At 39.8% G+C, this 9,787-nt stretch carries 8 protein-coding genes; 3 read left to right on the forward strand and 5 right to left on the reverse strand.

Annotated elements, in window-relative coordinates:
• The first annotated feature begins 11 nt into the window (after positions 1–11).
• Positions 12–1,367, forward strand: coding sequence for a (Fe-S)-binding protein (locus V7K32_RS14335; protein ID WP_334994234.1), 1,356 nt, complete (start codon positions 12–14; stop codon positions 1,365–1,367).
• A gap of 101 nt (positions 1,368–1,468) precedes the next feature.
• On the opposite strand, the gene V7K32_RS14340 is transcribed toward V7K32_RS14335, so the two are convergent.
• Together V7K32_RS14340 and V7K32_RS14345 are read right to left on the reverse strand one after the other, a co-directional pair.
• Positions 1,469–1,597, reverse strand: a complete 129-nt coding sequence (locus V7K32_RS14340) for a hypothetical protein (RefSeq protein ID WP_334994236.1) — start codon at positions 1,595–1,597, stop codon at positions 1,469–1,471.
• The gene (locus tag V7K32_RS14345) at positions 1,598–2,119 is read right to left on the reverse strand and encodes an S-layer homology domain-containing protein (RefSeq protein ID WP_334994238.1); all 522 of its coding nucleotides are present in this window, start codon (positions 2,117–2,119) and stop codon (positions 1,598–1,600) included.
• 429 nt (positions 2,120–2,548) lie between these two features.
• Here V7K32_RS14345 and V7K32_RS14350 point away from each other — a divergent pair, with 429 nt between their 5' ends.
• Complete coding sequence (locus V7K32_RS14350) at positions 2,549–5,728, forward strand: NACHT domain-containing protein (protein ID WP_334994245.1); 3,180 nt, start codon at positions 2,549–2,551, stop codon at positions 5,726–5,728.
• A 502-nt stretch (positions 5,729–6,230) separates the two neighbouring features.
• Here the strand turns inward: V7K32_RS14350 and V7K32_RS14355 are convergent.
• The 3 genes from V7K32_RS14355 to V7K32_RS14360 form a co-directional block, all read right to left on the reverse strand.
• Complete coding sequence (locus V7K32_RS14355; protein ID WP_334994240.1) at positions 6,231–6,569, reverse strand: CpeR family transcriptional regulator; 339 nt, start codon at positions 6,567–6,569, stop codon at positions 6,231–6,233.
• A 108-nt stretch (positions 6,570–6,677) separates the two neighbouring features.
• The gene (locus tag V7K32_RS28775; RefSeq protein ID WP_442938742.1) at positions 6,678–6,758 is read right to left on the reverse strand and encodes a hypothetical protein; all 81 of its coding nucleotides are present in this window, start codon (positions 6,756–6,758) and stop codon (positions 6,678–6,680) included.
• 421 nt (positions 6,759–7,179) lie between these two features.
• A complete protein-coding gene (locus V7K32_RS14360; protein ID WP_334994247.1) occupies positions 7,180–8,100 on the reverse strand; it encodes an ATP adenylyltransferase family protein in 921 nt (306 codons plus the stop codon).
• Positions 8,101–8,280: 180 nt separating this feature from the next.
• Between V7K32_RS14360 and V7K32_RS14365 the strand changes: the two genes are divergently transcribed.
• Positions 8,281–9,549 (forward strand): HhoA/HhoB/HtrA family serine endopeptidase, encoded by a 1,269-nt coding sequence (locus tag V7K32_RS14365; RefSeq protein WP_334883562.1) that lies wholly within the window; start codon positions 8,281–8,283, stop codon positions 9,547–9,549.
• Positions 9,550–9,787 lie beyond the last annotated feature (238 nt).

Consider the following 9,787-nt stretch of genomic DNA (forward strand, 5'->3'; position numbering starts at 1 on the left):
AAGGTAAAAATATGCAAGTTTCAGAAAATTCTGTTAATAATACGGCTAGTTTAAAGAATTTGAAGGGGTTTGATGTTAATCATCCGCCTGATCCAAAGTTAATTGATAGTTGTGTACATTGTGGATTTTGTCTCTCGACTTGTCCGAGTTATCGGGTGCTGGGTAAGGAGATGGATTCTCCTAGAGGACGTATCTATTTAATGGATGCAATTAATGAAGGTGAGATTGCTCTAAATACGGCAACAGTAGAACATTTTGATTCTTGTTTGGGGTGTCTTGCTTGTGTGAGTACTTGTCCTTCTGGTGTACAGTATGACAAGTTAATTTCTTCAACTCGTCACCAAGTTGAACGGAATTATCCCCGCAGTTTACCAGATCAATTTTTTCGTCAACTGATATTTTCTGTGTTTCCCTATCCCAACCTTTTACGGATTTTACTAGTTCCGTTGTTGGTTTATCAAAAGTTGGGATTTGCTAAATTTTTTCGCGCTACGGGTTTACTCAATAAAATATCGCCCCGTTTGGCAGCAATGGAATCTATTCTGCCAGAAATTACTCTCAAATCTTTTCAGGATAATTTGCCTACTGTGATTCCTGCTAAAGGTGAAAAGCGCTACCGAGTTGGGATGATTTTGGGTTGCGTTCAACGGCTGTTTTTTTCCCCAGTGAATGAAGCAACAGTGCGGGTTTTAACAGCGAATGGTTGTGAAGTTGTGATTCCGAAATCTCAAGGTTGTTGTGCAGCGCTTCCCGAACACCAAGGACAAACAGAACAGGCGAAAGCTTTAGCAAGGCAGATGATTGATAGTTTTGCTAACACAAATGTCGATTTTGTAATTATCAATGCTGCTGGTTGCGGTCATACTTTGAAGGAATACGGTCACATTTTAGAAAGTGACCCAGAATATCGGGAAAAGGCAAAGGATTTTGCAGCTAAAGTTAAAGATGCTCAAGAATTTTTAGCAACTGTTGGCTTAACAGCAAAACTTTCACCATTGACTGATAAACCCTTGAATTTAGTTTATCAAGATGCTTGTCATTTATTGCATGGACAAAAGATTAGTGTGCAACCGCGTCAGGTATTGCGGCAAATTCCAGGGGTGAAGTTGAGAGAACCAATAGATGCAGCTTTGTGTTGTGGCAGCGCTGGGGTTTATAATATGCTGCAACCAGAAATTTCTGATGAATTGGGTCAGCAAAAAGTGCAGAATTTGTTGAATACTGGTGCTGAGTTAATTGCTTCTGCAAATCCGGGGTGTACTTTGCAAATTACGAAGCATTTGCAGTTGCAAGGTAAGAAAATTTCAGTTATTCACCCGATGGAGTTGTTAGATTATTCGATTCGGGGTGAAAAGTTGGAATTGTAATAAATGAGGGTGCGTTAAACTCTGTCTTAACGCACCTTACTATTAAGTATTTACTTTAGGGCTGCGCTACTTTTAACACATTAAACAACGCAGAGTTGGTCTTACTTCCTAACACAGTTGAGCATCCGTAATGTGGCTGCTGCTGCATAATTACGCTGTGTCCCAAGATTAGGAGAAAAGAGATTTCCAGTTTCATTGACGGGAGTTGCAACACCACAGTAGGCAGACATTTATATAATTTGCTTGTGCGCCCAATGATTAGATATATCACTGAATGCTATCGCCTGCTGCAAGTTTATCATACCTGAACCTCCTCCCCCCTCTTCGGCGTACTGAACGGCTTTACGCAATACCACCATCAACTCAGCACGGGTTACTATTTGCGTAGGACGAAAAGTGCCATCAGAATAGCCTTGCATAATCCCGTTATATTTTGCCCACTCAATCATTGCAGCACTCCAACGAATCGCACTTACATCTCGGAAAGGCTTGCTGGTCACTTTCAATAAGTTTGCTGCTGCTGGTGGTGGGTCATGTGGCACAGTCAAAGGGCTGACAGGTATCTTACTAAGCGCGTTTATTACCATCGACACCATCTGTTCCCGTGTCAGTCCTAACGTGGGACGAAAGGTATTATTAGAAGTGAAGCCTGCAATAAGCCCTTTCTGAACAGCCTCTTGAATCTCTTTGGCATAAATATCAGGGTCAACATCGGTAAAGCTTGGGACTTCAGCAACTACTGGTTTAGTCATAAAAGCGCATAACAATATAATCGCAGTAGCACCTGCGAAAGTTTTAGCAGTTAGTGAACCCCAAAAAAAGTTAAAAGTTGGTTTTAGCAAAGGTTTCATAATGGATTGAATGGTTACCTTTGTAGTCGTTGTTCTCTTTAATCAGGTTTCTTAAAGTTAGGGACTTCCAAATAAAAAAATACTCAACTACTTATTGTGGGGTGGGCGACACGAGATTGGGTAATTTATTTGTTGGAAGTCCCTTATTAGTTATAAAACTTACGCATTGACAATAAATCGCAAATATGCATAAGTTTAAAACCACTCTTTCCTAAGCGCACAGCAATCTTCCCTACAGTATGGCCTATTTACGATCGCAGTAATGAGTTTTTCGAGCAAGTTCTCAGATTAGGGGTAAGTCCCAAAAGTAAGGGTAAGCGCATCGCCATCATCGGAGAACCGGGAGCCGGAAAAACTACGCTTTTGCAGCAGATAGCAGATTGGGTGTTTGAAAACACTGAGCCAGATGTAGCTATTTGGGTGTCATTAGCAGATTTGCAGGTGAGAACGTTAGAAGACTATTTGCTACAGGTATGGCTAAAACGCGCTTTGAAAACAGCACGAGTCACACCAGAAATGGAAGATTCTTTTGTGGAACTGTTCAACAGGGAGCGAGTGTGGCTAGTGTTAGATGGTGTTGATGAGATGTCGGTGGAAACTGGCAATCCTTTGACTGCGATCGCATCTCAACTTACCACAGGCTGGATATCAAATGCACGGGTTTTACTAACGTGTCGGCTGAATGTATGGGATGCTGGTAAAAATGCTTTGGAAAGATTTGATACCTATCGTACTTTAGAATTTAGCTATGGCGATCGCAATAAACCCGATTCGGATCAAGTTAACCAATTTCTCATCAACTGGTTTGCAAGCAGCAATCCACACTTAGGTAAGGCATTACGCGCAGCCTTAGATCAACCTGGAAAAGAAAGAATTAAAGATTTGGTCAAAAATCCTTTGCGGTTGTCACTAATGTCTTATTCCTGGCAACTGAGACAAGGTAAATTACCAAAAACTAAGGCTGCACTATACCAAAGATTTGTCGAAGCTTTCTACGAGTGGAAACAAGAACACTTTCCCTCTGATTCTGTAACTCGAAAGCAATTGAATCAAGCTTTGGGAAGATTGGCGAAGGTTGCGATTTCTCAATCTTACTCTCGATTTCGCCTCACCCGTCGCTTTGTTTTGTCGGTATTGGGTGAATCGGATACACCTCTGTTTCAGCTAGCGATGCAACTGGGTTGGCTGAATCAGGTAGGTGTTGCAGAGGAAGATCCAGAAGAACCAGTTTATGCTTTTTACCATCCCACATTTGAAGAATATTTTGCTGCTTGTGCAATTGATGATTGGCACTTTTTTCTCACGCACGTTCCAAATAATCCTAATGCAGGTATTTACCGCATTTTTGAGCCACAGTGGAAAGAAGTTATTTTACTGTGGTTGGGGCGAGAGGATGTGGCGAAGGAGAAAAAAGAAGAGTTTATCAAAGCTTTAGTTGAATTTGATGATGGCTGCTGCTATTTCTTTTGTTATCAAGCTTATTTTCTAGCAGCCGCAGGAATTAGCGAGTTTGTAGAGTGCAACCGTACTAATGAAATTCTGAGACAGCTTGTTAGCTATGCTTTTGGTTATTTGAATGAGGAACAAAAGTGGGTGACTTATGTAACAGTAGTTGGAGAGGAAGCTAGAAAGGTATTTAAAGAAACTAATAGAGACAAGGTAGTACCCGATTTAGTCAAGCTGATTACAACTATTAAAGACGAATACATCTGTATACTAGCAGTTGATCTTTTGAGAGAGATTGACCCTGAGAATCCTACTATAATTAAGTTTTTAGTTCAGATAATTCAAAATACTAACAATGAAGGTATTCGTTGGATGGCATCTGTTAGCTTAAAACAAATTTCCCCTGGTTATCCGATTGTCGTTAATACTTTAGTACCCCTGATAGAGCGAACGGATGATTTAAATGTTCTTACACTATTGAATCAGAGTTTAGGTGAAATTGATAATAGTCATCCCACTTATCTGAATAACTCTTTTCACTTATTAATTGAGCCTTTTGTTCAAAGTATATTTCCTCATAATACTGATATCATACTAGAGGAAATATTTAGTGAGCCTACAAGCTTGGAAGATGAATCTGAATATATATTATTATTTGATTTAATATTTCAATTAATTCCAGATCAATTAATATCAAAAGAATTTACCTCATGGGAAAATACTATCTATGAGGATTTAACGCAATGCTTACGTGATTTTTTTTTCCTAGTATGGAAATTTTCAAGATTGTGGGGCCAGGGACAAATAAAAGTTGACAATCAAACTACGCTTACAAGTATAGAAAAATTAGTTCAGAATTCAGAGTCTAAATTAATTCGTTTATATGGAGCTTTTATATTAGGTTCAATTCAACCCAGTCATAAAACCGCAGTTGCTATTGTTATTGATTTGATACTTACTTCTCAAGATGAAACTGACTGTTTGTTAGCAGCTTTTATATTAAATTATATTAAACCAAAGGAGCAACTCGCAATTAATACTGTAATTAAGCTAATTAATATTGCTCAAAATGAGAATGTATGGCTTGGTGCCAACTGTTTATTAGCACTAATTGAGCCTAGTAATAAAATTGCAATTGATTTTCAAAGCAGCGTGATTCAGAGTTTTCCAGAAGACTCTACCCTTAATGTTAGGGAAAAATTTATGTTTTGGATATTGTCACAAAAAATAGCTGTTAACTTAGGAAAAGCCAACTTGGCAGATGCAACTGCAATTGCTACACTGATTAATATAATTAAAATCATTAATAATGACTCTATTTACACTACGGTAGCTGAAAGCTTAAAGCAAATTGGTATGGGTAATAAAACACCAATAACTTCTTTGATAAATCTTCTTACTACTAATCAAAATGAAAATACTCGGAGAGGTATAGCTAATAGCTTGCCGCAAATCCTTGAAGGTGAACAATTTACAAAAGTAGTTATTGAGTTAAAAGACTACTTAAAAAATGATGTTTGGGAAAATGATAGGAGCCTTTTTGATAACTGCTACTCTCTTGTTTGGCGCTGTGCCGAAAACATGAGCTATCTAGAATTTTATCGCGCTTGGCACGGTGAAAGTGCCACAGTTGAAAGCTCAGAAAATCTAATAGCTGATATCGCCTCTCAACTCCAACCAAGTAACAAAATCTATCCCATCGTCATCAATTGTGAAGCACTACAAAACGAAACAGATATAAGCGCCATATCACAGGAACTCTGTAACCAAATCTATCTAACCATCTTTCCTAATAATCCAGAAATTCCAGCAGTTAATAATGCGCCTCAATTCAAACGAATTATTCTCCCAATTAAAAAACGACTCCAAACACAGCATCTCGCTTTGATTATCAACAATTGCGAACCCAATCAGGCGCTTATCACCTTCAGCCGCAAGTTAACAGATGTGCTACATATTGCCTGGATTACTGATAAATTTTTAGAAGCACCTCTGAGAGGTTTTTCATCTGCACATCCAAATTTAGTCAGCGTAATTAAAAGTTGGATTAACGAGATTGAATAAAGAATTGAGAAGTGCGATCGCACTTAGCACAACTACACTTTAGATGTGTACAATCAAATGAATGTGCAACATAAAGTAATAAATCATGCATCGCCAGATTAACATCACTTTGCCAGATGAGACAATTGAACTAATTGATCAAGTCAGGGTTGGGGTGAGGTTTTACAAGGCTTTTTACGAAAGTGAGATGCTCCCATTTCCCTAATTATCTCATGCGATGTCTACGGCGGTAAACTATGCTACATTTTTAACTTTTACTAAAGCTTTTGTCGTTTACAGCCACGATTAATTTATCAAGTTTTGGGGAGCTTTTTAGTTAAGTTTTCTAACAAACTTAGACGGCTAACTGTTAATAACCAACAGCTAATCATTATAAAAAAAATTAGCAATTAGACATTAACAATTAGCCGTCAACCCCCTTAGGGAGTATTTAAAATTCAAAACTTAATTTTGAATTGTAGTGTAGACGCCTGTCAGAAAGATTTCCGCAGGATAGTAACTCTCAAACACGCTCATCAAATTTAGTGTATCCACTACCAGATTTTATCCAGTATTGTTTCAAAGTATGATGAGGCGTATGCAAACTAGCTTTTGCCTGATATAAAATGACTTGACGATGATCGCCCATCCAAATTTTATTAATGGGTTCAACGGATATTACTGTTCCTCCTAAAGAAGCCACACATTGAGAGAATCTTTCAATGGTGGTATATTCTAATGTCTCGAAGATAAAAAAATTACCCGAACAAATCAAGTGGCGACTGCGAATCCAGCAGCGCATCTTTTTTTCAGCTTTTGGAGGTAACATTTTAGATTTAACAGATTCAAGCTGAATCGACATAAAGCGCTCACCGCACATAATTCATCAACAAAACTTTCCCGTTTTTCAAACCGCAAAAGACCAGGGGTTGGCCTCGATATTTCCTTGTGGGTTTCAATATCCATACCTTTATCTAGATTTATCCAAACAGATTTCTACCACCGCCGACTCATCGACGGATAGAGTCTCAATGTCAGTATTAGAAAGCACTTGCTCAAAGTGGCTGAATACTAAATAATGATCGGTATGCTGCGATCGCCATCATCCAATTGAAAATTCAAAGAGTTCAGTAATTTCCATTATAAAAGTGATTTAAAAAAGTAGCTTACAATCCAAAAGGAATATGGGCTAAAAAGTTATTCTCCCAGCCTGGATGCTATCCTCTTTAATCATAACCGCATTCAGAAGTCCTAAGTGCTGTTAGCTAATAGCTATGGTTTAGCCGATGCTGAGTTAGGAGTACTGAGTTATTATTCTCCTGGTTGTTACCAGCACATTTTTCATCACGAGACGCAAACGCGAGAGCGTCTACGTTTTTCAAGGCAAGCGGATTGCCTAAAAAATTTTATATCTGCGTTTCATAATCAGGTATATAATTTGAAGCAAATATCTTCGTATATATCGCATCAACTTAGCATACAGCAACGCTCTTGAGGATAGTCATCGGTTTTTGGGCTTTGAGAATCTCCATTTCTGCTGCATTCCGCACTAGTAAAGCACCAGCGAATCCTAAAGAATTCACAGAGATAGACTGGAAATGCTCCTGCGATCGCGGTACGATCAACATCCATTCTCGTGTCGCTAGCAGATTGTAAGCACCAGATCCCACAGAATGTAGCAAAGTCCGATAAACTTCCAAAGTTGCTTGTCCCCCTGCAAATGGCAACTGCACCCAATCGGGATTTAATGGTGCGAAAGCGTGTACAAAAGGAAGTTTTGGTATTGCGTTGGTAAAGCCCACCGTTGGCATAGCGGACGCACCAGAAGGTATCGATTCCTTAAATTGTGCTGCTGTTAGCAGAGGTTCAATAGGTATCTGCGGCCCAGAAGGTGCTAGTGGTAGTGGCACTAATTGCAAGTGCTTGTGTCGCTGACTCGCACCTGCGGTTTTACCACTGTTGTAAAAAACTAAACCATCGAAATCAGCTAAACATGCCCACATAGCTGTAAAATCTTCCAGAGTCAGCAAACTTTCCTGTTCCTCGAAGGCACGGGTGATGATTAGCAGGTGATAATCAACAACATTGAATTTATTCAAGATACATACATGGGTATCAGAAATATCCGCCACAAATAAATCTTGTTCATAGGGCAAAAAAGGATTAAACTCTTCACCAGAAGTAGCAGATTGTTTTTCCTGGTTCTCCTTAGCTGCTTTTTTGCGATTCAGGTTAGACAAAATCCGCACCAAAAAGCCCACGCCATCCTGTTCAACAAATTCAAATTCTGTCGGAATCGAGAGTAACGCCCCGCATTGCAAAGCATGTTCAGTCCGTTCTTTAACACTTCTCCATAAAGTGCCAGGTTTAAGTAAGATTTTCCCCTGTGCCATTTTTATTCCTTCAGACATATTCATAGAACACGCAGCGCTGTGCGCCTCTACGAATGACTATAATTCAAATACGGTTCAGTAAAATACCAAAGTTTTCACAACAACGCAATACCTCCGCAACAAAACTGTCACAAATTATATCTACATTAGTAATACATCTAAATATCCTTCCAGACAGCAATGCAAAACGAATCTCGCGACAGAGAACACCCATCAAATAGCATTTCACATAACACTGCTGAAGCCACATACCGTAATCGAGCACCCTGGAAAAAGGCTGCCGCCTCTCTATCGCTGGTGCTGCTGGGATCAGGTATGACATTGGCAGGCGGTTATATGGCTGGACACCCTCAGCAGGTGTCTGAAAGTGCATCTAATTTGGCAGTGAGTCCAGTAAATGCTGCTCCTCCATTAGCAGCTACCACAGATCCTAACTTTGTTACCCAGGTGGTGCAAAAGGTGGGACCTGCTGTGGTGCGGATTGACTCTTCACGAACCGTAAAAACCCAGATACCAGATGGATTTAACAACGATCCATTTTTTCAACACTTTTTTGGCTCTCAAATACCAGAACAACCACAAAATCGCGTAGAACGGGGTACTGGTTCAGGTTTTATTATTAGTGCTGATGGTCGTATTCTCACCAATGCTCACGTAGTCGATGGTGCTGATACAGTAACAGTAACCCTCAAGGATGGGCGTACCTTTAAAGGTAAGGTGTTAGGAAAAGATGAGTTGACCGATGTTGCTGTTGTCAAGATTCAGGCGGACAATCTACCGATAGTAGCTTTGGGTAACTCAGATAAACTCCTACCCGGAGAATGGGCGATCGCGATCGGCAACCCCCTTGGATTAGATAATACAGTAACTACCGGAATCATCAGTGCTACCGGACGTAATAGCGATCTAATCGGCGCTCCCGATAAGCGAGTAGAGTATATTCAAACTGACGCAGCGATTAATCCTGGGAACTCTGGAGGACCTCTGCTAAATTACCGTGGCGAGGTAATTGCCATGAATACAGCCATTATTCAAGGCGCACAAGGATTAGGCTTTGCTATTCCTATCAACACAGCCCAACGCATTTCTAGTCAACTAATAGCTACAGGCAAAGTAGAACATCCTTATCTGGGAATTCAGATGGTAGGGTTAACGCCTCAGCTAAAACAAAATATCAACTCAGATCCCAATAGCGGTTTGAGTGTGAATGAAGATAAAGGTGTATTAGTTGTAAAAGTTGTGCCAAATTCACCAGCTGCTAAAGCAGGGATACGTGCTGGGGATGTGATCCAAAAGCTTGGCGGGCAAGCAGTCACAGATGCCAGCAGTGTCCAAAAGGCAGTAGAAAATAGCCAAGTCGGGGGCGATTTACGTATGGAATTACGTCGCAATGGGCAAAGTCTTAACATAGCTGTACGACCTGGTGCTTTCCCGACCCAAGTACAGTAATCGCTCTGGTGAGCCGTTTTGATTAGAAATATCAGCTTCTGACTAAATTAAAAAACAAAAAAAGCTCAAAATAAAGCCGTCCTCTGATTAGTAGGACGGCTTTATTTATCGATATATATTCAATACATTTCCGATTTTATCCATGATTACTGTACGTTCGCTGATTTTGACCTTGCGAGGAGGAATTATGTCTTACAGAGCCTAAGTTCCAGTTCATAAAGGAATTCAGGCATTTTCA

Source organism: Nostoc sp., assembly GCF_036917635.1.
In the GTDB taxonomy this organism is placed as follows: Bacteria; Cyanobacteriota; Cyanobacteriia; order Cyanobacteriales; family Nostocaceae; genus Nostoc.